This window comes from Micromonospora sp. NPDC007220, assembly GCF_040634035.1.
GTDB lineage: Bacteria > Actinomycetota > Actinomycetes > Mycobacteriales > Micromonosporaceae > Micromonospora > Micromonospora reichwaldensis.
On the sequence record NZ_JBEYEU010000001.1, the window covers coordinates 289,338 to 314,289 of the forward strand.

General features: G+C 67.3%; 30 protein-coding genes. 16 read left to right on the forward strand and 14 right to left on the reverse strand.

Going from position 1 to position 24,952, the window contains the following annotated elements:
* Positions 1-32 precede the first annotated feature (32 nt).
* Positions 33-2,822, reverse strand: coding sequence for an immune inhibitor A domain-containing protein (locus ABZ573_RS01405; RefSeq protein ID WP_358114554.1), 2,790 nt, complete (start codon positions 2,820-2,822; stop codon positions 33-35).
* 267 nt (positions 2,823-3,089) lie between these two features.
* The gene (acs, locus tag ABZ573_RS01410) at positions 3,090-5,054 is read right to left on the reverse strand and encodes an acetate--CoA ligase (protein WP_358114557.1); all 1,965 of its coding nucleotides are present in this window, start codon (positions 5,052-5,054) and stop codon (positions 3,090-3,092) included.
* 254 nt (positions 5,055-5,308) lie between these two features.
* Here acs and ABZ573_RS01415 point away from each other — a divergent pair, with 254 nt between their 5' ends.
* Entirely contained in the window at positions 5,309-6,055 is a 747-nt protein-coding gene (locus ABZ573_RS01415) for an oxidoreductase (RefSeq protein ID WP_327030285.1), read from the forward strand.
* A gap of 116 nt (positions 6,056-6,171) precedes the next feature.
* Here ABZ573_RS01415 and ABZ573_RS01420 read toward each other — a convergent pair whose 3' ends face one another.
* The 5 genes from ABZ573_RS01420 to ABZ573_RS01440 form a co-directional block, all read right to left on the reverse strand.
* The gene (locus ABZ573_RS01420; protein ID WP_151454927.1) at positions 6,172-6,978 is read right to left on the reverse strand and encodes an HAD-IB family hydrolase; all 807 of its coding nucleotides are present in this window, start codon (positions 6,976-6,978) and stop codon (positions 6,172-6,174) included.
* Between the two features lie 202 nt (positions 6,979-7,180).
* A complete protein-coding gene (locus tag ABZ573_RS01425; RefSeq protein ID WP_358114561.1) occupies positions 7,181-7,507 on the reverse strand; it encodes a hypothetical protein in 327 nt (108 codons plus the stop codon).
* Positions 7,508-7,548: 41 nt separating this feature from the next.
* Positions 7,549-7,953: a hypothetical protein gene (locus ABZ573_RS01430; RefSeq protein ID WP_327030287.1), complete on the reverse strand. Its 405-nt coding sequence runs from the start codon at positions 7,951-7,953 to the stop codon at positions 7,549-7,551.
* 100 nt (positions 7,954-8,053) lie between these two features.
* A complete protein-coding gene (locus tag ABZ573_RS01435; protein WP_327030288.1) occupies positions 8,054-8,302 on the reverse strand; it encodes a hypothetical protein in 249 nt (82 codons plus the stop codon).
* Between the two features lie 69 nt (positions 8,303-8,371).
* On the reverse strand, positions 8,372-8,944 hold the full coding sequence (locus tag ABZ573_RS01440) for a hypothetical protein (protein WP_358114565.1): 573 nt from the start codon (positions 8,942-8,944) through the stop codon (positions 8,372-8,374).
* Between the two features lie 148 nt (positions 8,945-9,092).
* On the opposite strand from ABZ573_RS01440, the gene ABZ573_RS01445 reads away from it, so the two are divergent.
* Positions 9,093-9,350 carry a hypothetical protein gene (locus tag ABZ573_RS01445; RefSeq protein ID WP_358114568.1) on the forward strand — a complete coding sequence of 86 codons (258 nt, stop codon included), beginning with the start codon at positions 9,093-9,095 and terminating at the stop codon, positions 9,348-9,350.
* Between the two features lie 103 nt (positions 9,351-9,453).
* Here the strand turns inward: ABZ573_RS01445 and ABZ573_RS01450 are convergent, their stop codons facing one another.
* Positions 9,454-10,788, reverse strand: coding sequence for an MFS transporter (locus ABZ573_RS01450; protein WP_358114571.1), 1,335 nt, complete (start codon positions 10,786-10,788; stop codon positions 9,454-9,456).
* A gap of 492 nt (positions 10,789-11,280) precedes the next feature.
* On the opposite strand from ABZ573_RS01450, the gene ssd reads away from it, so the two are divergent.
* Positions 11,281-12,324 carry a septum site-determining protein Ssd gene (ssd, locus tag ABZ573_RS01455; protein ID WP_358114574.1) on the forward strand — a complete coding sequence of 348 codons (1,044 nt, stop codon included), beginning with the start codon at positions 11,281-11,283 and terminating at the stop codon, positions 12,322-12,324.
* Positions 12,325-12,643: 319 nt separating this feature from the next.
* Here the strand turns inward: ssd and ABZ573_RS01460 are convergent, their stop codons facing one another.
* The gene (locus ABZ573_RS01460) at positions 12,644-12,823 is read right to left on the reverse strand and encodes a hypothetical protein (RefSeq protein ID WP_358114577.1); all 180 of its coding nucleotides are present in this window, start codon (positions 12,821-12,823) and stop codon (positions 12,644-12,646) included.
* Between the two features lie 616 nt (positions 12,824-13,439).
* Here ABZ573_RS01460 and ABZ573_RS01465 point away from each other — a divergent pair.
* The 4 genes from ABZ573_RS01465 (at position 13,440) to ABZ573_RS01480 (ending at position 15,799) form a co-directional block, all read left to right on the forward strand.
* Complete coding sequence (locus tag ABZ573_RS01465) at positions 13,440-13,706, forward strand: hypothetical protein (protein ID WP_358114580.1); 267 nt, start codon at positions 13,440-13,442, stop codon at positions 13,704-13,706.
* Positions 13,703-13,954 (forward strand): hypothetical protein, encoded by a 252-nt coding sequence (locus ABZ573_RS01470; protein WP_358114583.1) that lies wholly within the window; start codon positions 13,703-13,705, stop codon positions 13,952-13,954. Before ABZ573_RS01465 ends, ABZ573_RS01470 begins: the two co-directional genes overlap by 4 nt.
* Before the next feature lie 121 nt (positions 13,955-14,075).
* Positions 14,076-14,441, forward strand: a complete 366-nt coding sequence (locus tag ABZ573_RS01475) for a hypothetical protein (protein ID WP_358114586.1) — start codon at positions 14,076-14,078, stop codon at positions 14,439-14,441.
* The gene (locus ABZ573_RS01480) at positions 14,441-15,799 is read left to right on the forward strand and encodes a hypothetical protein (protein ID WP_358114588.1); all 1,359 of its coding nucleotides are present in this window, start codon (positions 14,441-14,443) and stop codon (positions 15,797-15,799) included. The genes ABZ573_RS01475 and ABZ573_RS01480 overlap by 1 nt, the downstream gene beginning before the upstream one ends.
* Positions 15,800-16,216: 417 nt before the next feature.
* Here ABZ573_RS01480 and ABZ573_RS01485 read toward each other — a convergent pair whose 3' ends face one another.
* Positions 16,217-16,444 (reverse strand): hypothetical protein, encoded by a 228-nt coding sequence (locus ABZ573_RS01485; protein ID WP_358114591.1) that lies wholly within the window; start codon positions 16,442-16,444, stop codon positions 16,217-16,219.
* 91 nt (positions 16,445-16,535) lie between these two features.
* Here ABZ573_RS01485 and ABZ573_RS01490 point away from each other — a divergent pair, with 91 nt between their 5' ends.
* On the forward strand, positions 16,536-16,970 hold the full coding sequence (locus ABZ573_RS01490; RefSeq protein WP_358114594.1) for a hypothetical protein: 435 nt from the start codon (positions 16,536-16,538) through the stop codon (positions 16,968-16,970).
* 110 nt (positions 16,971-17,080) lie between these two features.
* Here the strand turns inward: ABZ573_RS01490 and ABZ573_RS01495 are convergent, their stop codons facing one another.
* From ABZ573_RS01495 to ABZ573_RS01505, 3 genes are all read right to left on the reverse strand, one after another.
* Positions 17,081-17,494, reverse strand: a complete 414-nt coding sequence (locus ABZ573_RS01495; RefSeq protein ID WP_358114597.1) for a hypothetical protein — start codon at positions 17,492-17,494, stop codon at positions 17,081-17,083.
* A gap of 125 nt (positions 17,495-17,619) precedes the next feature.
* Positions 17,620-18,252: a hypothetical protein gene (locus ABZ573_RS01500; protein WP_358114600.1), complete on the reverse strand. Its 633-nt coding sequence runs from the start codon at positions 18,250-18,252 to the stop codon at positions 17,620-17,622.
* A 199-nt stretch (positions 18,253-18,451) separates the two neighbouring features.
* Complete coding sequence (locus ABZ573_RS01505; RefSeq protein WP_358114603.1) at positions 18,452-19,006, reverse strand: hypothetical protein; 555 nt, start codon at positions 19,004-19,006, stop codon at positions 18,452-18,454.
* A 284-nt stretch (positions 19,007-19,290) separates the two neighbouring features.
* Here ABZ573_RS01505 and ABZ573_RS01510 point away from each other — a divergent pair, with 284 nt between their 5' ends.
* From ABZ573_RS01510 to ABZ573_RS01545, 8 genes are all read left to right on the forward strand, one after another.
* The gene (locus ABZ573_RS01510) at positions 19,291-19,488 is read left to right on the forward strand and encodes a hypothetical protein (RefSeq protein ID WP_358114606.1); all 198 of its coding nucleotides are present in this window, start codon (positions 19,291-19,293) and stop codon (positions 19,486-19,488) included.
* Between the two features lie 165 nt (positions 19,489-19,653).
* Positions 19,654-19,869, forward strand: a complete 216-nt coding sequence (locus tag ABZ573_RS01515) for a hypothetical protein (RefSeq protein ID WP_358114609.1) — start codon at positions 19,654-19,656, stop codon at positions 19,867-19,869.
* On the forward strand, positions 19,869-20,360 hold the full coding sequence (locus tag ABZ573_RS01520) for a hypothetical protein (RefSeq protein WP_358114612.1): 492 nt from the start codon (positions 19,869-19,871) through the stop codon (positions 20,358-20,360). Before ABZ573_RS01515 ends, ABZ573_RS01520 begins: the two co-directional genes overlap by 1 nt.
* A 60-nt stretch (positions 20,361-20,420) precedes the next feature.
* Positions 20,421-20,942, forward strand: coding sequence for a hypothetical protein (locus ABZ573_RS01525; RefSeq protein ID WP_358114616.1), 522 nt, complete (start codon positions 20,421-20,423; stop codon positions 20,940-20,942).
* 17 nt (positions 20,943-20,959) lie between these two features.
* The gene (locus ABZ573_RS01530; RefSeq protein ID WP_358114619.1) at positions 20,960-21,382 is read left to right on the forward strand and encodes a hypothetical protein; all 423 of its coding nucleotides are present in this window, start codon (positions 20,960-20,962) and stop codon (positions 21,380-21,382) included.
* Positions 21,379-22,518 carry a hypothetical protein gene (locus ABZ573_RS01535; protein ID WP_358114622.1) on the forward strand — a complete coding sequence of 380 codons (1,140 nt, stop codon included), beginning with the start codon at positions 21,379-21,381 and terminating at the stop codon, positions 22,516-22,518. Before ABZ573_RS01530 ends, ABZ573_RS01535 begins: the two co-directional genes overlap by 4 nt.
* 1,082 nt (positions 22,519-23,600) lie before the next feature.
* A complete protein-coding gene (locus tag ABZ573_RS01540; RefSeq protein WP_358114625.1) occupies positions 23,601-23,786 on the forward strand; it encodes a hypothetical protein in 186 nt (61 codons plus the stop codon).
* 81 nt (positions 23,787-23,867) lie between these two features.
* Positions 23,868-24,125 carry a hypothetical protein gene (locus ABZ573_RS01545; RefSeq protein WP_358114628.1) on the forward strand — a complete coding sequence of 86 codons (258 nt, stop codon included), beginning with the start codon at positions 23,868-23,870 and terminating at the stop codon, positions 24,123-24,125.
* A gap of 71 nt (positions 24,126-24,196) precedes the next feature.
* Here ABZ573_RS01545 and ABZ573_RS01550 read toward each other — a convergent pair whose 3' ends face one another.
* A complete protein-coding gene (locus ABZ573_RS01550) occupies positions 24,197-24,919 on the reverse strand; it encodes a hypothetical protein (protein ID WP_358114631.1) in 723 nt (240 codons plus the stop codon).
* Positions 24,920-24,952: the final 33 nt, after the last annotated feature.

Below are 24,952 nucleotides of genomic sequence, written 5' to 3' on the forward strand. Positions count from 1 at the left end.
CCCGCCCGTTTTCCGTTCGGCCGACCCTGGGGTCAGTTCCTCGCGGGGGTGACGTACACCGTGGCGTACGAGTTGTCCCGGGCGGCGCGCTTGATGGTGATGGTGACGCCGTAGGACACACCCTGGTCGCCGGGGTTCCCGGTGCCCAGCACGATGCCGCTGCCCAGGCTGACCCCGTAGTAGGACGTCGCCGGCGTACCGTCCGGGTTGGTGACCCGGGTCGTGTACGGCGCGTTGCCCTTCGACGGGATGACCACGGAGGCGTCGTTGTCCCGCGCGTACGGCGAGCCGTCACGCATCTCGATGCCCGGGTACCAGGTCTTCGCGTCGGTGAAGCCCTTCACGGGCGCCTGCGGACCGAAGCTGGTGCAGTACTCGCTGTACGGCTCGTCCGCCGCCTCCAGGCACTCCTTGAAGGGGTACGTGGGCTTCAGCGAGAAGGCCGCGTTCGCGGACTGCGGGCGGCTGGGCAGGTTGTCCAGCACCGACGGGTCCTTCACGGCCGCCTCGCCCTTGCGGCGGTACGGGTCGAAGTGCGAGTCGACGATCAGCAGACCGCCCTTGGCGCCGTAGCTGGGCAGCGCGGTCATCTGCGCCGTGGTGTGGTTGACGTCGCCCCGCTCCGTGTCCCGGTACCAGACCAGCATGCCCGGGGCGTTGTAGGAGACCCGGTCGACCTTCCACGCGTCGCGCGAGTAGATCGTGTCGTAGGTGTACTTGAGGCCCTTGTCGAAGCCGTCGAAGTTGCGCCACTCGGCCAGGTAGTAGTGCGCCTGGGTCGAGGTGCCGGTGTCGATGTGCCAGCCCTGGCCGGTGGTGTCGACGAAGCTGCCGCCGGTCGCCGTCCAGCCGTTCGCCCCGCCCTCGACGTCGTCGCTCCACGTGGTGGCGCCGCCGCCGGTCACCGAGAAGTCGTCGGCGAACCAGCCGCGCTCCGCGAACGCCTCGTCCGTGGCGTAGCGGAGCCGGACCTGCACGGTCTGCCCGGCGTACGCCGACAGGTCGACGTAGTCGTGCCGCCAGCCGTGCGTGTCACCGGTGAGGCCGTACTTCTTGTTGCCGAAGTCCACCATCCGGCCGTTCGGGTCGGCGTAGCCGTCGTTCGTGGTGACGAGGTTGCCGGCCGCGTCGTAGACCTTCTGCTCGGTCCAGGTGGCGCCGCCGTCGGTGGAGAGCTCGACGAAGCCGAAGTCCCAGTCGGCCTCGATGACGTAGTTGTTCCACATCCAGAACTTCGAGTCGGCCGCCGCCGGCACGGCCACCTGACGGGTGATCTTGACGTCCGCCCAGTCCTGGTCGGCGCCCGAGTACCACATGTTCGCGCCGCTGTGCGGCGTCGCCAGCGTGATCACCTTGTCCGGCAGGTCGACCTTGATGCCGTCCTCGGTGCCGCGCGGGGTCCGCGAGGTCTGGCCGAGCTGGACGGCACGCGGCTTCGAGCCGGGCGCGAAGGTCAGCGGGTCGGCCCAGCCGAGCACCCACTTGTCCCACAGGCCCATGTGCGTCGGCAGCGCCTGGAAGATCTCACCCGAGTGTGAGCCCGAGGCCATCAGGTCCCAGAAGTCGACGTCGGAGTCGGCGTTGCCGGAGGTGTCGTAGAGGTCCGGCAGGCCCAGGTCGTGGCCGAACTCGTGGGCGAAGACGCCGACGCCGGCGTCCTCCGGCTGCACGATGTAGTTCGAGACCTGGAGGTTGGTACCGGGGATGGTGTAGCCGCCGGTCACCGTCGACGAGTGCGCCCAGACGGCGTACGTGCCCTCGGCGCCGCCGCCGCGGGACTTGCCCTGCCCGGCGTGCACCAGCACCAGGTGGTCGATCACGCCGTCCGGCTCGAAGAGGTTGCCGTCGCCGTCGCGGTCGCCCTGGTCCTCGATGTCGTAGTCGGCCCACGGGAAGTTCGGGTCCGCCTGCGCGAGGGCGCCGATCGCGTCGGTGGCGAGCCGGCCCGCGCCCTGCGGGTTGTCCGGGTGGCCGTTCATCGACTGCTGGCGGCCGGGGACCCAGTTGCCGTTCTCGTCCTGGAAGCAGCGCGAGGCCGCGTACCAGCCCTCGGAGTGCGGCACGGTGACCCACGGGCTGGCCTGCCCGTCGACCGTGTAGGCGCCCTTGGACATCTCCAGGTACATGTTGTGCATCGTGCGGCCGGTCAGGTCGACGCCCCGCCTGCCGTCGGGGCCCTTCAGGTCCTTGCGGACCCGCTCGGTGATGCCCTTCTTCGAATAGAGCATCTTGTCGTAGTGGGTGGGCGAGAAGTCCGGCACCCACATCGAGTTGTTGTCCTCGTGCGGCAGGTTCGCCGGGTTCGGGATCTTGTTGTGCCTCGGCCCGTTCTGCACGGTGCCGGGGACGCAGGTCCGGTCCTCGAAGACCGTCCTGGGGACCATGACGCCGGTGAAGTCGTCGTTGGCCTGGTCGTTGAACTCCACCAGCAGGGTCAGCAGCTTGGCGGTCTGGGTGCTCGGGGCCTTCTTGATCTGCCGCGGGCTCTTGCCCGTCATGATCGACTTGGCCTCGTGCTTCGCGAGCTGCCCGGCGGCGACCGGATTGCCGCGGGCGTACTTGCGGTCGTAGGCGCGCGCCTCTTCGACCGCCGGGGCGTAGACGCCGCCCTTGCCCTTGACCTCACGGCCGCTGCTGTCCGGTTGGACGGCGGGCTCGGCGTAGTTGATGTAGTGCTCGTCCGCCCCGATCGTGGCTCGGGCGGGGCCGGGCTCCGCCGCCGCCGCGCCGCCGGTCACGGTCAGTGACGAGGCGGCGAGGGCGATGGCGGGCAGCGCGACGAGCAGGCGTCGACGCGACCCGGATTGCGGGTTTCTGTTCATGCCGCTCCGTTTCTCGGGCATGGGGAGGAGGGAGTCGGTCGGCCTCCATCGATGCGACGTCCATCGAACCGACACCGACGAGCGTGAACCTAGAACAGAAAACAGGGGAACGACAGGGGTCGACCTCTCCCTGTGGCCGTTCAGCTTCACCCGGCTCACCCGACCGACCGATGTGACAGCGCGCATCCGGCCGGTCGCACACCCGTAAGAAACGACGATGGGTGACGGTCCGCGTGGGACCGCCACCCATCGGGGCGTACGCCTGCGTCAGTCCTCGTCGGACTTGCCGCCGCCCATGCCGGACGAGATCAGGTCCATCACGGACGAGTCCTGGAGCGTGGTGACGTCGCCGAGCGAGCGGTTCTCCGCCACGTCGCGCAACAGCCGGCGCATGATCTTGCCCGAGCGGGTCTTCGGCAGCTCCGGCACCAGCATGATCTGCCGGGGCTTGGCGATCGGGCCGAGCGTCTTCGCCACGTGGTTGCGCAGCTCGGCGATCAGCTTCTCGCCGGCGTCGCCAGCGATGTCCGTGGTGCCGCGCGGGATGGCGAACGCGACGATGGCCTGCCCGGTGGTCGGGTCGGTCGCGCCGACCACCGCCGCCTCGGCCACCGACGGGTGGGAGACCAGCGCCGACTCCACCTCAGTGGTGGAGATGTTGTGCCCGGACACCAGCATCACGTCGTCGACGCGGCCCAGCAGCCAGATGTGCCCGTCGTCGTCCTTCTTCGCCCCGTCCCCGGCGAAGTACATGCCCTCGAACCGCGACCAGTACGTCTCGATGAACCGGTCGTCGTCGCCCCAGATGGTGCGCAGCATCGACGGCCACGGCTCGCGCAGCACCAGGTAGCCACCGCCGCCGTTCGGCACCGACTGGCCCTGGTCGTCGACCACGTCGGCGACGATCCCGGGCAGCGGCGTCATCGCGGAGCCGGGCTTGGTCGCCGTCACGCCCGGCAGCGGCGAGATCATGATCGCCCCGGTCTCGGTCTGCCACCAGGTGTCCACGATGGGCAGCGCACCCCCGCCGACGTGCTGCCGGTACCACATCCACGCCTCGGGGTTGATCGGCTCGCCCACGCTGCCCAGCAGCCGCAGCGAGGACAGGTCGTAACCGGCCGGGATGTCCTCGCCCCACTTCATCATCGTGCGGATGAGCGTCGGGGCGGTGTAGAGGATGCTGACCTTGTACTTGTCGACGATCTCCCAGAACCGGCCCTTGTGCGGGGTGTCCGGGGTGCCCTCGTACATGACCTGGGTGGCGCCGTTGGAGAGCGGGCCGTAGACGATGTAGGAGTGCCCCGTCACCCAGCCGATGTCGGCGGTGCACCAGTAGACGTCGGTCTCCGGCTTCAGGTCGAAGACCGCGTGCTGCGTGTACGACGTCTGGGTCAGGTAGCCGCCGGTGGTGTGCAGGATGCCCTTCGGGCGGGCCGTGGTGCCGCTGGTGTAGAGGATGAACAGCGGGTGCTCGGCGTCGAACGGCTGCGCGGCGTGCTCGGCCGGGGCGGTCTCGACCGTCTCGTGCCACCAGCGCTCCCTGCCCGACCAGGCCACCTCCTCGCCGGTGCGGCGCACCACCAGCACGTGCTCGACCGACGGGCAGTTCGCCACCGCCTCGTCCACGGTCGGCTTCAGCGCCGACGGCTTGCCCCGGCGGTAGCCGCCGTCGGCGGTGATCACCACCTTCGCGCTGGCGTCCTGGATCCGGTTGGTCAGGGCGTCGGCCGAGAAGCCGCCGAAGACCACGCTGTGCGTGGCGCCGATCCGCGCGCAGGCCAGCATCGCGACCGCCGCCTCCGGCACCATCGGCAGGTAGATCGCCACCCGGTCGCCGGCGGTGACGCCCAGCTCGGTGAGCGCGTTCGCCGCCTGACAGGTCAGCCGGTGCAGGTCGGCGTACGTGATGGTCCGGGTGTCGCCCGGCTCGCCCTCCCAGTGGATGGCGACCTTGTCGCCCAGCCCGGCCTCGACGTGCCGGTCCAGGCAGTTGTACGCCACGTTGAGCTGCCCGCCGACGAACCACCTCGCGAACGGCGGCTTCGACCAGTCGAGCACCTGGTCCCACTGCTTCGCCCAGGTCAGCCGCCCGGCCTGCCGCTCCCAGAACGCCAACCGGTCGGCGTCCGCGTCCGCGTACGCGTCGGCGGTGACGTTGGCGTTCGCGGCGAGTTCGGCTGGCGGGGGGAACTGGCGCGTCTCGTTCAGCAGATTGGCCAATGCCTCGCTCATGCCGTACTCCCTCGTCGCTCGGGTGACCTGCGTCTCTCTAGGGCACGAGGTTAGTCGGGGCGGCCGGCACGGGCGACCGCCGGTCCGGCCGACACGCGCCGAGCGGCCCCCACCGCGCGCCGGACGGCGACGCGGGCCGCCGCCTCGACGCCATTTGTCCGGGCAGCTCGCCGGCCGGACGCTCACGGGGTGGCACCGGTCGCTTCCGGGCGGCTCGTCGGCGGGTCGCGCCGGGCAGTCGATAGCGTGACGGGGTGACCGCTGACCCGCTCGCCCCGCTGCTCGCGCTCGCCGACGTCGCCCCCGCCGTGGAGCGGGCCCGCGAGCGGTTCGACCAGGCCCTGGGGCACCGCGCGCTGCGCCGGCACGGCGGCCAGGTCGCGGCCGAGGTCAGCCTCCGGTCCGCGGTGGCCAGCGCCGCCCTGGAGGGGTACGCCCGCGAGCGCGAGGCGGTCCGCGCCGGGACGGTGACCGAGCCGGTGGTGCAGGGCGCGCTGCGGGTCGCCGGGGCGCTGCCGGGGCTGTCCGAGCTCTGGCCGAAGGCACCCCGGCAGGCGCTGGCCAGGCTGCACGTGCTCGCCGCCCGCGACGTCGTCGACGAGGCCGAGCTTGGCCGTCCGGTGGCCGACCCGGTCGTCGCCGCCCGGCTGGACGGGCTGGCGGGGCTCGTCGCCGGCGGCACGAAGGTCTCGCCGCTGGTGCTGGCCGCAGTCGTGCACGGCGAGCTGCTGAACCTGCGCCCCTTCGCCGGGCCGTCCGGCGTGGTGGCCCGGGGCGCCGCCCGCCTGGTGCTGCTGTCCAGCGGGCTGGACCCGCGCGGCCTGCTCGCCGTGGACGTCGGTCACCACGAGCGCGAACCGGAGTACGTCGGCTCGGCCGGCGCCTTCGCCACCGGCACCCCGGACGGACTGCGCTCCTGGCTGCGCCACTACATGGCGGCGGTGGAGGTCGGCGCGGACCAGCTCACCACCATCGGCGACGAGGTCCTCGCGGCGGCCTGAGCTGGCCCGTCCATGCCTTGCGGGTTGCGCGCGGTCGCCTGGTCGGGGCGGGCGCCGGACTCACGGCTCGGCGGACGGGCTCAGGTGGTCGTGCTCGGTCGCCGGGCCGGGCGGGCTCAGGCGGGTGCGGGGGCGGTGCGGGTGCGGCGGTGCCGGCCGTACCAGGCGATGCCGATGGCCACGCCCACACCCACGCCCAGCGCCGCGGCCGCGACCGGGACGGCCGGACGCTCGCGCAGCCGCCGCCCCAGCGGGATCGGGTGCCGGAACTCCAGCACCGGCCAGGAGTTCTCGACCGCGAGCCGGCGCAGCTGCCGGTCCGGGTTGACCACCGAGGGATGGCCGACGCACTCCAGCAGCGGCCGATCGCTGTACGAGTCGGAGTAGGCGTACGAGTCGGCCAGGTCGTAGCCGCGCTCGGCGGCCAGCTCGCCGACCGCGTCGACCTTGCTCGAGCCGGCCGCGTAGAACTCGACCTCGCCGCTGTAGCGGCCGTCGACCACGCCCATCCGGGTGGCGATCACGTCGGTGATCCCGAGCAGCACGCCGATCGGGCGGACCATCTCCTCGCCGGAGGCGGAGACCAGGACGACGTCCCGGCCGGCGGCCTGGTGCTGCTCGATCAGGGCGGCGGCCTCGGCGTACACGTAAGGGTTGATCAGCTCGTGCAGCGTCTCCGCGACGATCTGGCGGACCTGTTCCACCTGCCAGCCCTTGCAGAGCGCGGCGAGGTAGTCCCTGGTCCTGGCCATGGTCTGCGCGTCGGTGCCGCCCAGCCGGAACATCAGCTGGGCGTACGCCGACTTGACCACGTCACGCCGGGTGATCAGGCCGTCCCGGTAGAACGGCCGACCGAACGCCAGGGCGCTCGACTTGGCGATGACGGTCTTGTCCAGATCGAAGAAAGCGGCACTTCGGCCCACGGCGCGAAAGTCTAGCCGGATGGTCTATGGTCGGCGGGTGCCCGGGGCCCGGCGACCCCTCGGACCTGCGGGCCGACCCTCCGCCACCCTCGCTCATCGTGATGATGGTCACACTCTGCGAACATTATTTCGCACGGAGTGGAGGAGACGCCACTCGACGTATACAGGTTCGCTCAGGCAGACTTGCTGATGCGACGAGTGTTCACATCTCGTACGACAGGCAGACCCTCGGCGGTTGCACCCCCCCGTGACCGCTGAGTGGGTTCGGCTCGACCCCCCCGGAGCCGAACCTTCGACGACCCCCGTCTCCCCCCGACGGGGGTCGTCCCTTTCCCGGAAGCGCTCCCGACCAGGTGGAAGCACTTCTCCGAGGTCGGTCGGCCGGGGCGCCGGGCGGAAAGTCAGCGAACGTCAGCCGGACCCGGTCGACGTAGTCGTCCGGGGTGTGCGTATAACGATTGAGCGTCGTTGACGCCTTCTCGTGCCCCACGACCCGCCGCACCACGTTGACCGGCACCCCGTCGGTCACCAGCCACGTGATGTACGAGTGCCGCCGCCGCAGCGCGTTGGCTACCAGTCACGCCACCGATCAGTAATCCCCCATGGCTGTAGGCCGTGTCTGGCGGCCAGTGCTGGTACGTCGACGCCAGCGCTCGTGAGTGCCTCGTCGATGTACCCGCAGAGATCCTCACGCCCATCGGTGTCATAGGTGGGGCTCGCCGGATCCTCGTTGACCGCGTTGAGAGCGAGGACGACTTGCTGCACCACAGCGAGGACGACGGCATCAGACTCCGGGTCGATCTGCACCAGTCGCCGCTCGAAGTCGGACAATGCTGCATCTGTCGCCGTGATAAGCGGCCTTGGGAAGTCGGACAAGGCCCAGGCCTCCTCTGGCTCCTGCAAAGTTCCCGCTTGGAGTTGGGCGGTCTGCTCCTCGACATAGCGCAGCCACCGGGCTGTCGGTCGCTCAGGCATGACGAGAGCGTGACAGAGCCATACGACGGAGTCCGGGCCGTATCGATTGCGAGGGCACTCCGCCGCCGTCGTGGTTCGGGCAATCGCTGCCGCCAACGGCTTACAGGAACTGGTTCCCTGCGGCCTGATCACCAAGTGCGTCAATTTGCACTGTGGGAACGCCGTGGCTCCGCATGGTCCGCAACACGGCGGCGGCCAGGAGGTCGTCGCAGATGAGTTCGACCATTCCGGCCCGGCGGTTGTAAGGCGAGCCGGCATCGTCGTCGGTGTCGGAGATTGACAGGACGACCCAGTTCGGGTCGCTGCCATCCCAGAGGTGTGTGTACGGGCCGAGGCTTGCAGGGTCCACCAGCTCATAGTGGCAGGACCGGTTGGTTGACCTACGCAGGCAGCGCGTCATCCGAGAGTCAGCGGATCGTCAGCGAACGCCGTACCGCGTGGCAGCGCCGGCCGCTTCCTTTACTCCCGTCTCGGCAACGTATCCGGGAGATCGGACCGCTGGTCCGATCCAGCCCCTGACGGTGGCGGCCACCGCGGCCCGTGGCGGTTTGACCGGGACCAGGTGGCGGCCCTTCGACCAGACCAGCAGCATTCCTTCAGTGGTGCTGATCCTGGTGGTGACCATGGTGATTCGTCGGCCCTTCTGATCCCAGGTGTGCCACAACGCCCACCCCTGCGGCCGGGCCTCAACGCCCAGCCGTTCGCAGACGTCGATGTACTCCTGCTCGCTCATGATGGTCGTGGGACGGACCAGGAGGGCCCCGGCCAGGCCGACGAGCGGGGCGTCCGGATCGACGCAGCCATCATGCTCGAAGTGGTGGTCTTGGAGTTGGCGTCCCAGCGCGTTGACGGCACGCTGCAAGGGCGTCGCATCGTCAGGATCGGGATCAAAGCTGAGCCAGCCTTCGTCCAGTGCCCGATTGACGACGTCGTTGGCAAGGAGCTCTATCTCGCGGAGGTACTCCGCCTCACTGGGGTCGATATCCGGCACCAGCTCACACTGCCAGGCCTTCCCACGGTCGTCCTTCGCATTACACGAACAGGCGGAGTGCAACGCCCGTCCTGATGCCGATCTGTCCCGGAGGTCCCGAGGCCGTACGCCGCGGGTGCCGAGCCTCGTTGGCTCTACCATCGCCCGCGTGCAGGAGGACGACATCAGTGGGCACATCTGGCGGGATGAGGCGGCGAGGAGGTCGCCGCTGGCGCATGACGTCCAGGCGCTCGGCGAACTGATTGAGCACGACCACGACCCGGCCGAGATCTCCTACTACGAAGAGTTTGCCGACCCGGATGCGCAGGCGCTGGACGATGCGCAGCGCTCCTACGCCGGGCAGTACCTCCGCAGGCTGCGGCGCCTCCAGGAGCGAAGCAGGCACGCCAGGACGGATCGAGGCTGACAGCTGTACGGCATTCGTACGGCCAAGCCGACGTCCCTTTCCGGCGGGAGCGCTTCCCCACGGGTCGCAGGTCGCTTCCGTCCGTCCCGGATGGACAGGTCCGCTAGGCGGGTTGTTCAACGTTGGGGCGGGTCCGCTCCGCCCACCGCACCACGTACGGCATCACGAGGCCCGCCAGGATGAACACCCCGCCGAGCACAAGCCAACCAGGCACTCCCCAGGTGATGCAGAACAGCGCCAGTACGGTGGGCGCCACCATGTTCGCCAGGCCGGCTCCGAACCCGAACAGCCCCATGTACTGCCCCTGGGCATGGGCGGGAGCGAGGTTGAATCGCAGTTCCAGCGAGCCCGCCGTGTGCCAGAGTTCACCGATCGTGTGGACGAAGATGCCAGCGACGATGCCGGTGAGCGCAAGCCACGAGGGAAGTCCTGCCGCTGCGGCGATCAGGGCCATGCCGATGAAGAACGCCACTCCGGAACGGCGTATGGCTTTCCCGGCGGCGGCGCTGTCATCGACCCCTCGGCTGGCCTTGACCTGGAGCAGTACCACCAGGGCGGTATTTGTCAGCGCTGCTGCGCCAACCAGCCACCGAGGTGCGGTGGTGTGCCCGATGATCCAGAGTGGCAGGGCGAAGAGCAGGACCTGGTGGTGAATGGACAGGATGCCGTCGAGCACGGTTATGGCGACGTACCCTCGGTCCTTCAACACCTCCCAGCAGTTGGCCGTCGGCAGTGCGGGCACGGGTGGTAGCGGCGGCAGCGTGGCGATGATGGCGGCACTGGCCACGAAGCTGAGCGCATTGGCCAGCACCAGGGTCAGGTAGGCCGGACGCGTGTCCAGTTGCACGGCGAAGCCGGCAGCCACGGCGGCACAGCTCCCCGCGAGATTGGCGACCGAGCGTAGGTATGCGCGGTAGCTGGTGAGGTGCGCACCGCCGATCCCGCGAACCAACGGACCGCGCGCCGCTCCGCCCGCTGAACGGGCAAGTTCCCCGATGCACAGCGCCACCAGGACCAGCCAGAACGACTGAACCAGTACCAGCGCCGCCATCGCCACACCCTGAACGACGAGCATCGACAGGTAGACCCCTCGCGGACCTCGCCGGTCAGCCAGATGCCCCACTGGCACGCCAGCGAAAAGGCCAATGCCAGCCGCGACGCCCATTCCCAGGCCGACCTGGGTCAATGGGAGCCCGACGACCCGAGTGAAGTAGAGCGCGGCGCTGACCATGAAGACGCCGCTGCCAAGCATGTTGACGAACGTCGCCAACGCGAGAATCTGCTGAGGACGCGTTTCAGGAATCAGCCCGCGTCGGAACAGCCTCGACCGTTCTCGCCCGTCATCGTCGACCGCGTGGCGCTTGGAAAGTTTACTGGTCCGCTGATTCTGCAGAACATGCACGGAATTGGGATCCTTCTCTTTTGTTGGCTCGGTCAACCTAGCGAGAATGCCCCGGAAGTCGTTATCGCTTTTTCGCCCGATTCCGAGGACTATCAGCGCGTGCTAGGTTTATTGGCGTCGGCAAGAGGGCGTGTGAGTGCCGCCCCAGGCGCTCGATGCGCGGCAGCACCCGTAGCGGCCCGAGTGAAGACCAGCAGCCTCCGTTGACCTGGCTCGGCCGCCGTATACCGCACAGAAACGAGACCCTCGCCTGCCCGGTGTGGCGCTATTCGAGGCTGGCCAACTCGTCCCCGGGACAGGCGAAGCGCCCCGGCGGTGACGGTCTCGACCAGGCGATCCGGGTTGCCCGTACCCGCATGGCCGAAGCGGAAGGTGGTCCACCCGGGCCATAGCAGATCGACTCGTCCGGCGGGCGTTGTCCACAGGGCACGCGGTTGTCCACAGGCTGTGGGGACGGGGCGGCGTTCGGGCTGGCGTCGGAGCAGGGTCTCGGGTCAGCAACCCCGAGCCCGACCGCTGGAGGCCGCGATGCCACCCCGTACCTCCGTCCCGCCGCACCGGCCCCGGCCGCTGCTCGTCACCTCGGACGGCGACCTGCTCGACGACCTGCTGCGGCTCGCCGCAGCGGGCGGAGTCGAGGTGGAACTCGCCGCCGACCCCGCCGCGGCCCGCACCCGCTGGCTGCCGGCCCCGCTCGTGCTGGTCGGCGCTGACCAGGCCCAGCCCTGCCTGCGGGCGCGGCTGCCGCAGCGGCCACGGATGGTGCTGGTCGGGCGGTCCGGGGAGCTCGATCCCGGCTGGCAGGTCGCCGAGCTGATCGGCGCGGAGCACGTGGCGACGCTGCCCGCCGCCGAGCCCTGGCTGGTCGACCGGTTCGCCGAGTGCGGGCCGGAGGGCGCCGAGCGTGGCGGCGCCCGGATCGTCGCGGTCCTGGGCGGGCGGGGCGGCGCCGGGGCGAGCATCCTGGCGGGCGGGCTCGCCGTCACCGGCGCCCGGGCCCGGCTGCGCACTCTGCTCGTCGACGCCGACCCGCTCGGCGGCGGGCTCGATCTGGTGCTCGGCTGGGAGCAGTTGGAAGGGCTGCGTTGGCCGGCGCTGACCGGCGCCGACGGCCGGGTGGACGCGCCGGCGCTGGTACGGGCCCTGCCGAGCCGGGGCGACCTGGTGGTGCTCTCCTGGGACCGCGGCGACCTGCTCGCCCTCCCCGCCCAGGCGATGGCGGCGACCGTCGACGCCGCCCGGCGGGGCCGGGACCTCGTGGTGGTCGATCTGCCCCGGCAACTGGACGACGCGGCCGTGACGGCGCTGCAGGCGGCGGACCAGGTCTACGTGGTGGTCCCGGCCGAGCTGCGGGCCACCGCCGCGGCGGCCCGGGTTGTGGCCGCCGCCGCCCCGCACTGCACCGCGATGTCGGTGATCGTGCGCGGCCCGGCACCGGGCCGCCTGGGAGCGGCGGAGGTGTCGTGTGGCACGACAACGGGCACCCGGAGGAAACATGCCTCGCATCGACCACAGCTACTGCAACCACCCCGCAACCCCTCAAGCAAGGGCAGCCTGTCGTCGAGCAAGTGACAACCGCGAGGGATACGGGGTCAGGTACGTCGGCGTGGGTAGGAGAGCCCCGGCTGATTTGCCGATCATCCCTGCCGATGGGCTCTCCACCACGTCCTTCCTTCACTTGCCTCTTGCGTCGCCAAGAGAGCTGTTGACCAGCTTTCCCGATGACGACGCTGATCTGGGTATGGTTGCCCGTCGTCGGGAAGGCCGACCGCAGATCCCAGGCCAGCGGACCGACGGAGGCTACTGGCCCGAGTACCTGACCGAGTACGACCACCTACCGCCCCGACCGGACCCGTTCGATGCGTGGTGGGCGCTGGCTTAGAGGTCAAGTTCACCGACGCCATCGGAACAGCTCGGCCACCGCCTTAATGATGTTCGGCCGGTCCTTGGGGTCTGCGCCCCGCGTGGCTACAGCTAGGGCGATGAGCTTTCCTGCGACTGGCAGACCGATGGCAGCCAGCACCAGTTCGGGACCCGAGTTGACCAACATCTCAAGGTTGGCGATCCACACTTCTTACCCCTCCTCCCTGGACGGGCGAGGGTGCGTCAACCCAGCCCGGCCAGTGCGTCAACACTGGTCTGGCTGAGTCCGCGTTCCGGCGATCGGGGCTCAGTGCAGGGGCGCGAGTGCGTCCCAGGTGTAGCAAGGGCGTTGCATCACCAACTGTGTATGGGCGACTTGAGCAGCCCTGCCGCCGGAGCACAAGGCCACTGAACCTCGTAGCCCGGCATTGCGCCGTTTGCTTCCATTGCGGACGCTGGCCCGAGGGGGCACCCAGCCATTGCGGCTCGGGTGGTCTGCGGGCAGCGTACCCGTCCGCCGCCATGGACGCGACGACCGTGCACAGAGATGCCTGAGATCGCCACAGAGCCGCTGGTGGGCGGGGGTCGGTGTGCCCCGGTGGTGTGGGCACCCCGCTACGGACTGTGACGAACTCAGAGCCCACTAGTTGCACAGTGGCGGGTATGATCGATCCGACGCACGCCCACCGGTCTGCCGGTCGCCTGGTTGTGCCGCGATGGCCTCCCGCCCATGCGAGACAAAAACCGGGAACTCACACCGAGGGGTAAGCCCCGTCCTTGGCCTGTGGGTTCCTTGCTGTCTCCGGGGCGGGACAGGACCAGACATGGTGATTTCGAAGCAGTGGGGATGCCAACCCGCGCTTGAGTTTCTCCGGCAAGAGCGGTGGACAATCCCGCTCGCCGCGCGGGAGATCGGCGTGTCGGAGTGGCATCTGAAGAACGTGGTCTATGGCAGGACCCGACCGAAGGAGCAGGTCAAGATTGGCCTGTCCCGGCTCGTTGGGCGACCGGTTACTGATCTGTTCACGGCTGATGTCCTCGCCAAGCCGTACGACCCCAGCAAGAACCCCTGGAAGCCGGTGCGATCGTGATCCTCTTGGAGCAGACCCGCGAGAACGACGGCTTCCGTCAGGCGCTCCCGTCGATGGCGACCAGGCGAAAGATCGACTTCAGCTTCAACGGGTCGCTGTCGTGGCCTGAGCCCGAGTGGTACGTGCCGGAGACGTGGCAGGAGCAGGCGGCTCAAGACGCCATCAAGCGTGCCCGCAAGCAGGGATTGCCCGACCGGATCGAAGACCGGCCCACCCTGGACAAGATCGCGGCCCTCGGAAAGAGGTGAGGGCTCCCGCAGTGCGAATGCGAGAGCCCTCAGAACGAACGAAAAGGATACGACGATCGTAATGCCTACTCAAAGAGCGCCGCAAACCAACAAGCTTCCCCCTCCGCCGCTTCCCATGCCAATGGCTCATTACCGGGATTGCCCGGAAGGCGATGAACTGGCAGTCATCCTGAAGCGACTTCAGCCATTGATGGGGGGTGCTGCACCCCGACCGGGGCTAATGTGGCTCCCCGACCATCTGAAGGGCCCTGTAGACCGGTTGTCGGACGGTGCGATCGACCAGCGCATCGTGTGGGTGATGCCGTATCACTTCACTGGCTACATGAGCGACCTGAACGCATACAAGCGCTACCTCGATTCGCTGTTCGGCGTGGCCTCCACCCTGACCGTGGCGCTGCTGCTGAGTGACATGTACCCGATCTGCCGGGCTATCACCAAGGAACGCCAGGCCGTCCGCATCCGGGCGCTGAAGAAGAAGGTGGCGTGATGGGGGCAACCAAACGAAAGATCGACTTCTCCGAGGTGTTGGAGACCGAGGACCTGTCGCCGGGCATGAACTACGAGAAGGGGTACTTCCCCCGGCACCAGAAGACGACCGCATCTGTGGGTGAGGGGCCAGGGGTGGCGCTGTTCGACTTCTGGAACAAGCGTCCCGAGCTTCAGCACATCCACCAGTTTGCCAAGGCCCGTCGGGGCAACCCGTGGGCGGTGCTGGGGGTCGTCATGGCTCGCATGATGGTCCGCGTCCCTCACTACGTCGTGACCCCCGCCATCGTCGGTGGTGTGGGCGCGCTCAACCTGTTCGTCAATCTGACTGGCCGATCGGGTGCAGGCAAGGGCGTCGCTCGGGCCATCGCTGAGGAAGCCGTACTGATGGGCGAGGTGAAGCAACGACCCCTCGGAACGGGCGAAGGGCTGTGCCGTCTGCTCGCGGTGCCGGACAGTAAGAAGCGATCGGAAGCGGTGCTAGTCGACGGTGGCGAGGTAGACGTCATCAGCGCCCTGAAGTCACGCCAGGGATCGACCCTGACGGGCATCCTGCGGTCGGCGTTCAGCGGCAGCCAGCTCGGCTTCACCAACGCGCGAGGTGACACCAGCGTCAACGTCAACGCCCACACCTACAGGGTCTCGATGGTCATGGACGTGCAGCCCGAGCAGGCGGGTCCGCTGATGGGGGAAGCAGGGGGCGGCACGCCGCAGCGGTACCTGTGGATGCCCGCCAGAGACCCCGAGATGACCGCCGACAAGCCAACCGCGCCACCGCCCGCCATCTGGGTGGAGCCGCCTTGGCCCGCGCGCAAGGGTCGCCGGTTCGCCGAGCTGAGGGTGGCTGAGTCGGTCGTCGAGGCGATCGATGACGGGATCGTGCAGCGCAACGCCAGTGAGGACAACCCCCTCGACGCACACGCCGGATCGGTGCAGCTCCGCGTGGCCGTGGCGCTCGCCCTCCTGGCAGGCCGGGCCAACGTGACGATGGCTGACTGGCGGTTGGCTCAACTCGTCATGACGGTCTCCGACAACATGCGGAACGAGGTGCAACGGACCCTGACCGTCGTCCGACTCAGGGAAGCTGCCGAGGGTGGCAGACGGTACGCGCATTCGAAGCTGGCCCAGCGTGAGGCCGAAGACGAATTGCAGGGGAAGCGTATCGAAGCCTGCAAGCGCGCGATCGGTAAGCACGTCGGGGATTCGTGGATCTCACGTAGCAAGTTCGCCAATAGTCACCTGCGGTCCAACCTGAAGCCTTACCTCGACAAGGCCATCGAAGAACTCGACGGAAAGCTTATCGAGGTTGCCGGGGCCAAGCAGGGTGGCCTGCGAATGAGGCGTCTGGATTTGGGGTGATTTGACGGTGGGACGGTGGGACAGTGCCCGTACGGGAAGTGTCCCACCATAAATCCACCATATCGGACACTCCGAAACGGACATGATAATAACTATCATCATCAAGGCCATGCATATACGGGTTGTCCAAACGTTTGGCAACGGTGGGACGTCCCACTGTCCCACCGTTCACGTCCCACCGTTCAGTTAGGTGGTTCTCGATAGTAGAAAAGTGGAACGGGCGGCACGATCAGCTTCTGAAGATGAAGGGTCGGCGCTTCGACTGTCGGTGCTCTAGCGGTTGAAACCGCCCACCAACCCCGACCCATCACGTGTGTGGAGCGTGCTCAGAGGTGCACAGAGCCCCGTCCACCCGTCACGGGTGTCCCACATGGCCCCGGGCCACGCCAATGTCTCTGGGGCGGGCTGAAGGTTCGATCAGGAGCCCTGCGACATGCTCTCGGCGTCGAGGTAGACGAACAGGCCGTTGATCAGCGGCAGCGACTCGTTCGGGTCGTACTCGATGCCTACCGGCTGGTCCGGCGACACGTTGCCCGCACTCTGCGCCAGGTTCACGAAGCGGATCAGTTCGCCCCAGGTGAGCTGGTTGTCAAGGTCCAAGGTGACCTTGAGGTTCCGGTCAGTCTTCTCGAAGTCATCAGCCACCCGTCGATCCTCGCAGCAGTGGGCGATCAGACCAAGCCAGGCCGTCTGGGCGTTGCACGCCGGGGTTGGCCCGAGCAGATAGCTTCGTGTCATGGCTTGGGAGAACGTGGCAACGCTCGGGATCGCCCTTGCGGCGTTCGTGGTGTCGGTGGTCAGTGCCGTTCAGTCGAAGAGGTCTGCGGACGCCTCGAAGCGGTCGGCAGACGCAGCAGAGCGGCAGGCGGCAGCGGCTGAAGCAGCACTACCGCCACCGCCACCGCCTGTCGCCTGGAAAGTGGTCCACTACAGGGGAGAAGAGAGTTTCCTGCTCCGCAACGTGGGCTCGGAGCCCGCTCTAGATGTTGAGGTCCATACCGACGGTGGGAGGCTGCGCCCTACCGACGATGGGAAATTGAAGGCGTCAGAATTGAAGCCTGGCGGGGTGATTCCCTTCTGGATGGTTACCGCCGACCAACTGCCGGACATCCATGAAATCAAGGTTCGATGGCGGGGTAGCGGCGACTGGGTCGCGCTGCCGCTCCCGTAGAGGCTTGGTTAGCACACAGCCACGTCGGCGCCTAAGGCTCGGTTGGCCAGGCCAACCCTCCCAAGAGGGCACGGTGGCGTCGGGCCACTAAGTCCAGGCATCGGCGCGCGTCACGCGTGCTGCGGCGGCTCCGCATTCGCGTACCGGTCTTCCAGTAGCCGCTCCACTGCGTGAGCGACGTCGAGTACGTCCCCAACGTGCACGCCGTAGTTTGCGAGGGTCCGGCGGATTTGTTCCAGCTCGTCCTCAAGCTGGCGCGCTCGGACGGTGGCCGCTTCGCGCTGCGCTTCGGTGTTGGCAAGCTGCTCAGTGACCAGCTTGACGTTCGTTGTGGTTGAGGCGGGTTCACCCAGACGGGCGGCGGCAGCGCCGAGTGTGGCGTGGGTCTGTGCGGCAGCCAAGATCTCGCGCCGGCGGCCCCGCTTCAGCCAGCCGGACATGGCCTCTGACCGAGCGAGGCCAACGAGGGTTTCGGCTTGGCGTGCATGCCAGTCGGCAGAGACCGCGGGATGAGGATCGGTCATGATCGCGTCCAATCAGGAGTCGGCCGAGTCAAAGACACGCGTCTGGCGGTGGGGTTCCGGCGACGATCGCAGCGTAGTCGTCTCAACTGCTCGTGCCAGTTCTCGTCGGGGGTGTGGCGTCTGGATCATGGAAGGGGCACGGCCTTCCACTCCGGGTGGCCCTCCCAGCGCACCCAGAGCTCATTGGGCTTCGGCGCTCCCCACGCGGGCATCAGGAGGATCTCGATCGAGGCTTGTGGTGCGATCTCGTCGGCCGTCGTAGTGCCCCTCACAGCGCACTTGATCCGCGACTGGTCGATCTCTACCGTGCGGGCGGTGTCGGTGCCGATGTTGCGCAGAATGTAGGTGTTCTTCGATCGCTGCCCAAGCCACCAGGCAACATACGGAGGCTCCTCGGTGAGAGCATCCCTGAGCCGATCCATGAGAACCGGCGCCTCGTTCGGGCGACCCTGTTGCTCGGCCAGCTCCAAGGTCCGCTTCGCGATGGACACCTGCTCTTCTGCTGCGGCTGCTTGACGCACGCCCGCCTGGGCTGACACCTCGGCAGCCCGTGCAGCGGTCCTGGAAGACCGCGCGGCGTGAAGGGCGATAGCCGTACCTCCAAGCGAGACGGCGAAGGCCGCCCAGGCGGGGGCATCCCCCCAGTCGACGCCGGTCCGTGCGCTGAGGATCCACACCAAGGAGATCAGGGCCAGCGCGGCGCTGGCTGTCATCCATAGGTCCAGCCGCCGAGCGATCCGGTCCAAGAACTTGGTCACCTTGCTATCTTGACGGCCCTCGTCCAGGGCGGCGCATCCACCCGCCAACACGCACGGGACCATCTCCAAGTGTCCACAGAGGGCACGGCGCGACCGGTCGGGCATCGGTACGGGTCCGGCGCATCACGACGCCTCTGGAACGGGCTGAGGCGACCACCACGAAGCGTGATCGGCGGTGTGGACAGCCAACGTGCGATTACTACAGTGACTCCATCCACGCCTTGGCCAGCCGGCTAATGAAGTCCCGGCCTTCCCTAAGGGCCATCTGCCGCTGTGGCGGGCCGCCGCGCATGCGGGCGTGTCTCGCGTCGGGGCCGCTGACGTCCGGCCTATTGGCCGAGCAGGTGAACGCGCTGATCTCGTCCTTCGTCGCCAAGCCCGACCTGTCCAGCGGTGTGGGCTTAACCGAGTCACGGATGACCTCGAAGACTTTGTATAGCTCGACCCAGTTCAGTGGCTCGGGCTTGCCAAGCAGCATTAGGGCATCCGAGACGTCTGGATGCTGGATCGCTAAGGCGACAAGGGTGGGGCCGGGCGGTGGCGGTGGTGGCGTTACAGCCTGACCGGGGATGGTAACGGTGGCGATTCCTACGCGGCTCCTCGTTTCGATGCCCTCGACGCTGACGACGTGGTGCGTCTTGTCGCCATCGGTGTACCTGCCCGTGAGCCTGACGGGCTTGAAAGAGCTGTCGTGTGCTCGGCCAGCGCCGTTCACAAGCGCTAACGCGATCTGTGCTGCCTCGTAGAACGCCACACCTTGAGGGCGGTCATCGATAACGGACGAGGTCAGATAGTGGCCTTCGCCTTCCCGAACCACTCGCGTGTTTCCGGAAGCGAAGAGACGTGCGAGGTCTTCAAGGTCGTATTCGTGCCCACTGAGCCATGCATGCCACCCCATGCCGGGCAGCCTACCTCGGTCGTGCGACACCCTCAATTAGTTAACGCCCGCTTGTCTGGGTAAATGGCTCCTGAATCAAACTCCCAGAAATGTGCGGCAAAATGTTCCCCGGAACGTTTCGACGGACCGGAAGGAGCGCTATGGGTGCTCGGGGGAAGCTGCCGGAGTATCCGGTCTCGCTGGATATTTCGATGTCGGAGGCGCAGCGGTTCCGGTTGAGAAGCCTTGCCGCGCGGCGCTCGGATTCCTTGGCGGGAACCGTGCGCTGGCTGGTGGACAAGGAATGGGAAAACCGCACGACTAACGAAGGGGCGAAGGATGCCGCACGTAAGGGCTGACAAAGAGGGCCGCGTCACCGCACTGGGTCTGTTCCATCGAACGATCAGCGAGGTGGAGGACGCCATCTTGCAGGCGAAGGCCCGGCAGGCGTACCGGACTGAGGACGACCCGGCCGAGGAACAGGCCGTCGACCTCAACCGCTGGCCCGCAGTGGGGGGCAAGTCGTGAACCCCTATCAGTCGGCCACCGACCACCTGAACTCCCTCGTCGATCGCACGGGCGAAAGCGAGTTCGGCGGTGTGGCCGGGTTGACTCAGCCGTACCCGCACGAACCGACCGCCTCGGAGAGGCTCCGGGCGATCTACCAGACCGACACGACCGACCACACGGCGCACGTCGACACCGACCAGCAGACGCCCTCACCACACGGGAGCTACTGATGAACCTCAACGTCACGCGGCTCGCTGACATGCGGGCGGAGATCGACCAGGCGGAACTCAACGCCGTTGACCGCGAGGTCCTGGAACGGGCCTATGCCGCTGCTCAGAAGGAGTGGCGGGTCCTGCGGAAGAAGCAGTACCGGGCAGGGATCAGGGCCCGGGACGAGGCTGACGAGGAGCTGGTCTACCGGGCGAAGAAGGAGGGGCCGAAGGAGCTTCGACAGCTCAAGACGGACCTGGAGGAAGGACGCATCACGCCCCAGGAAGCCGAGGGCAGGATGCGGAACTTCGTCAAGGAACACGAACGCCTGTCCAACCTGCACCGGTCGCTGACCGAGGACGACAACCAGCTCGCTGACCTCCACGCCAAGCCGCTGCACGAGTTTCAGGAAGAGGCAGAGGCGGAACTGCGGGGGCGGTTCCCCGTCATGGCGAACTCCGGACGCACCCTGGGCGACTACGTCCGCCAGGTGCAGGATCCGGAGAACTGACGATCGGGGAGGGTCGGGCTACCGCGCCTGGCCCTCCCTTCGCACACGGGAGGTGTGGGTGTGGGCAAGCGGGAACTGTCGCGGAAGCCGAAGGAGATCCGGAAGCGGCTCCGGAGGGGCGACAACCTGGAACGAGACCTCGCCATGTTGGAGGAAGCCGGATACAAGCCCGTGTCTGAGTGGGATGACGAGGAACTGGCTAGGGGTAAGCCGCGGAACAGCCGAGGTACGTTTTCTGGTCTGACGCCTTCATGGCGGAAAGAGCAGACCGAAGCTGAGGCGTTGCGCAGGCACAAGGAGGCGACGCTCTCGGCCCCCAAGCCGAGGCCGGAAGTCTTGGGCAAGGTCCTCGCCGAGTTGGCGACCAACCCACACACGCCGGCTGAGGTTCTCGCCCTGCTCGACTCTGCGCTCGCCACGGTCAAGCAGCGGCTCGGCACCGGGCAGGACACCTCGCCCACGCCTGCCACCGGTCCCCCGCGCCTGAAAGATCCCGGAATCCCGCCCGATGCCGTGGACGACGAGGACCGGATGCCTCAGTACCTCCAGGAGGCCCACGACGACGGGCGAATCTCGTCATGAATGAGGAAGGAACGACGATGGTCAAACTGATGGAGACGTGGGGCGATCTCGCGGGCAAGCTCGCTGCCGCTGGCGTGCGGATCGAGATCCCCAAGTTCATTGGCTGGGGGTCATGGGGTCTGGACACCCTCGGCGGGTGGTACCCCGAAACTGGCCGGCTGTACGTGTCGGAGCAGATCGCCCATGTGCCGCTACTGGTGCGGGACGTGATGACGCACGAGATCACTCACCAGATCCAGTACGCGATCTCTCCGGATGGGAGCGGAGGTACCGGGATCAACGGGGGGCCACACGGCGACCTTTTCCGGTCGTGCGCTACGCGGGTCGCGGGGGTTCTCGGCTGCCCTTCGCCGGTCGAGGCCCTGATCTGCGGGTGGCCGCACGAGCAGCGACCGGATGGTTTCTTCGGGCCGGGTGTGGTCCGGAAGGAGACGGCGTGATGGAGTCCGCAGTTCTTGGCTTCATGGTCAAGCACAACTTGGGCAAGGCCAGCGGCGGAGACTTCAACCTTCAACCCGACCTCAATCACCTAGAGATCCACTTCGGAGGATCGGAGTCGTTCTTTCCCGATGAAGGAACGCTGGTCGGCAGGATCCCGGCTAACGTCTCCAACCTACGGGGGAAGATCCCGGCGGTCGCCTCGTTCCAGGTTGACCAGACGGAGCCCGGCTATGTGCGGGTCGTGGCTGTGGACGCCTCAGGCAACCGTTCCGGTCCGAGTGAGGCCACACCTTGCACTCCCCGCCTGATCAAGGACGAGTACATCGACAGTCTGACCGTTTCCAAGCTGACGGCAGGCACGCTTACGGCCAACACGATCCTTGGCGCCTCAATCCGTACGGCGACCACGGGTGCTCGGACTGAGATGAATCCGGATGGGGTGGAGGTGTACTTCGGCAACGGCACCAAGGCGGTGAAGCTCGGCAGCCATCTCGACGGCGTGACCGCACCTTCTCGCCCTGGCTTCGAAGTGTGCTACCCCAACGGCCAGCCGATGGCCCGCCTCGGTGCGCTCCCCGGCACCGACCGCGTAGGCATGGAGATCTGCGACGAGAGCGGCTCGGTCAAGGTCCTGGCCGGGGAGCTGACGGATGGCGACTACGGCTTGGCGGTCATTAACCCGGCCGGGGAACTGGTCAAGCTGGAAGACTTCATCTTCGGGATGCGGAAGGCCACCAAGGACGGCTTGGGGTGGACCACCACGACCACTTACACGAACCTGAGCGATGGGGTAGGCCCGGCGATCAATGGCGTGACCATCGGGGACCTGGGGCGGGTGGTCGTGACTCTGTCGGCGTACATGGATGCACCCTCCGGCGGCATGGCTCTGATGGGCGTGGAGGTGAAGAGGTCCGACGGCAGCTTTGGCATCGCGCCGGATGACCTCGACAGCCTGTCGATCGGCGGGGGTGACGCAACCCAGCTAATCGCCATGAACGGACGCGCCTCCGTGCAGGTCTTCATCGAAGGGCTGTTCCCCGGCACCTACAACTTCACCGCCAAGTACCGCGCTGAGTCGTTCAACGGCGGCACGGCCAACTTCGCCAATCGTGTCATCACCGTCCAGCCGTACTGATCCCCGGCGGGTGTGGCCGGTACCCCCGCCACGCCATGACCACGCCTCTACGGCCAACTGAAGATCCTTAGCCAGCGCCTCCCGCCGTCACGGTCGGGGGGTGTTGGCCAGTCCGGCGGGTTGCGCGTGCAGTTACACTGACGGACGTCTCCCCTGGAGAGAGGGCCTGAGAACTCCCTCTCCGGCAAGGAGTGCGCGGGCGACTGCTGCTCATCGAGTAGCGGCTTGCGCCCTGGCTTCGTCGACCGACGGGCGATGCCGGGTCAGAGTCCTCTCTAGTCTTAGGTGGTAGTTACCGTACCCGGGTGCCCTGAAGGCACCCCGCAACATCTGAGATCTTGCTCAGTCGGTGCAGGACCTCGGCTTCACCAGTCATTGCGTACTGGTCGAGCTGAGTCCTGCGTGCCTCACTCGACCAGAGTGAGGAGAGGTAAGCAGTGGGATTGTCCAGCATCGAGCCCATCGCCGCAGCTAGCCCGCTGATCGCTGCTGTCGTTGTAGGGCTTCCGGTAGCCGGCAAAGTCATCGTGGCCGGTATCGCCCTGAGGGGTGCTGAGTCCAAGGACCGTGCCGCGATCGTGAAGGCCGTATCCGAGCTGTTCCGCTGGTGGCGACGCTAACCAGGTGACGGGTGGCCGGGCGGGCTTCGTCCTGCCCGGTCAGTCCTCGTCGGTCGGGCAGGGCTGGCGGTGCTCCTTACCTACAACGACGCCCACTGGACGCTCGGGTTGCTGATCGTGAGGAGGGGTCGGGGGCTGACCCTGCGTCGACGTTGCCGGAGGGGCAGCGTAGGAGGAGGCAGTTCTGACGGTGCGAGCCGTGATGCGGTCTTGTGCTGACCCGGTACGCTGTTAGCAAGTGTCCGTCCCCCGTGGACGGCGTCTGGCCCGCCCTCGAATCAGCGTCCCGTCGGTGCCGACGACCGGCGAGATGCGACCCCGAAGACTCTTAAGACTCTGCTGAAACTGACGAGGGCCAGAGGAACACCTGGGATTCTGCGCAGTCGGCGCGGGGCCTCAGCCTTTGGCCTGTCGTGGCCGAGCTGAGTCCTGCGTGCCTCGCTCGGTCTGAAGCGAGGAGACGTGATCGTGGGGCTCGCGAATCTTGAGCCGTTCGTCGGGGCAAGCCCGTATGTCGTTGCTGCTGCTATCGGAGTGCCGGTAGCCGGGAAGATCGTCATCACAGCCTTGGCCCTTCGCGGCACCGACCCGAAGGACCGGCCCGGCATCATCAAGGCCGTGGCTGAGCTATTCCGGTGGCGTCGGTGATCGTCTCGGCCCGGGGAATGCTCCACCTGCCGAGTGGGTTGGCCTCCACAGAGGAGTACCCACCAACGGACGGAGATCGCCTTGGCCAGCTTCAGCTTCGACCAGAACGCCCTTGACAAGATCGGTCGCGAGGCGGTCGAGAACTTCAACCGCCAGATGCAGCCAGTCCTCGACTCGGTCTTGCAGGAGTACGGAGGGCAGCCCGTCGATGTCGTGAAGGACGCTCTGGCCAGCCGATGGCGTGCGGCCGGTGGCGAGCCGCTGGGTGAGCCCGAGGTGACTGAGTGGGCGACTGAGATCAGCGAGGGCACGCGGTTGGTACTCGGCAACGCCGGCTGATCAGTCGACGGACGTGCGGTAGCCGGGTGTGGTCACTGACAATCACCACACCCGGCACGCCGCCGTGTCGGCTAACGCTTCCAGCCGTAAATTCGCAGTTGTCGATCAAGCGCCCAGCGGCCGAGTCCTAGCCATCCCTTTTCGCGCCGGACCTGGCCGGCGTGTCGGAGGACGTGAGGTCGAACGTTCCGGTTCTCGTACTTCTCATGATCGACCGCGTGAACGAGAAGGCCCTTTGTGCCTTGGGTCCACTTCTCCATCGTCCGTCGCATCTTCTGCACCTCATCCACCAGCTCGGGGATGCCCTTCGGATCAACCGATGAGCCCTCGTACATAGCGAGGTCGAGAGGGTAGGGCGGGTCGAGGTGGCGTTTGCCGTCCGTGTCTGTGTACTCCAGAGTGACGGTGTACTGCATGGGAAGATTCTTCTGGCCGTGTCGGCTCGGGTAAGAGTCGAACAGGACGCTGATCTTCCTGCCTGGGGCGATCATCGGGATGGGCTCGCGGAATAGCGGCGAGTCATTCAGTTCAGAGTCTTTGCCGAGGGACGACTCAAGCTTCTTGTCGAAAGTTATCCGAACATTGCGGGCGATAGTCGTGCCGATGTTGCGGATGGACAGGTAAACCAGAATGCTCCGGAACTCGAAGTCCACGATGACGTACGGCCGGGTCTGTTCGCGGTGGATCTTCTGAGCGTGGCGTAGTTGTCGCCAGGCCAAGAATCCGCCTACCAGGATGGCGAGGTAGCTGCCAAGGGCGGCGTAATCCGTGGCATCCAGCTCTGGCAGTTTCAAGGTCCCTCCCCTGGGGCTGCCTCATGCCGCAAG

Bases quoted from the DNA above. Each gene is read 5' to 3' on its own strand.
- ABZ573_RS01405 (WP_358114554.1), bottom strand. From the start codon at position 2,822: ATGAACAGAAACCCGCAATCCGGGTCGCGTCGACGCCTGCTCGTCGCG.
- acs (WP_358114557.1), bottom strand. From the start codon at position 5,054: ATGAGCGAGGCATTGGCCAATCTGCTGAACGAGACGCGCCAGTTCCCC.
- ABZ573_RS01430 (WP_327030287.1), bottom strand. From the start codon at position 7,953: ATGCCTGAGCGACCGACAGCCCGGTGGCTGCGCTATGTCGAGGAGCAG.
- ssd (WP_358114574.1), top strand. From the start codon at position 11,281: ATGCCACCCCGTACCTCCGTCCCGCCGCACCGGCCCCGGCCGCTGCTC.
- ABZ573_RS01465 (WP_358114580.1), top strand. From the start codon at position 13,440: ATGGTGATTTCGAAGCAGTGGGGATGCCAACCCGCGCTTGAGTTTCTC.
- ABZ573_RS01475 (WP_358114586.1), top strand. From the start codon at position 14,076: ATGGCTCATTACCGGGATTGCCCGGAAGGCGATGAACTGGCAGTCATC.
- ABZ573_RS01480 (WP_358114588.1), top strand. From the start codon at position 14,441: ATGGGGGCAACCAAACGAAAGATCGACTTCTCCGAGGTGTTGGAGACC.
- ABZ573_RS01490 (WP_358114594.1), top strand. From the start codon at position 16,536: ATGGCTTGGGAGAACGTGGCAACGCTCGGGATCGCCCTTGCGGCGTTC.
- ABZ573_RS01495 (WP_358114597.1), bottom strand. From the start codon at position 17,494: ATGACCGATCCTCATCCCGCGGTCTCTGCCGACTGGCATGCACGCCAA.
- ABZ573_RS01510 (WP_358114606.1), top strand. From the start codon at position 19,291: ATGGGTGCTCGGGGGAAGCTGCCGGAGTATCCGGTCTCGCTGGATATT.
- ABZ573_RS01520 (WP_358114612.1), top strand. From the start codon at position 19,869: ATGAACCTCAACGTCACGCGGCTCGCTGACATGCGGGCGGAGATCGAC.
- ABZ573_RS01530 (WP_358114619.1), top strand. From the start codon at position 20,960: ATGGTCAAACTGATGGAGACGTGGGGCGATCTCGCGGGCAAGCTCGCT.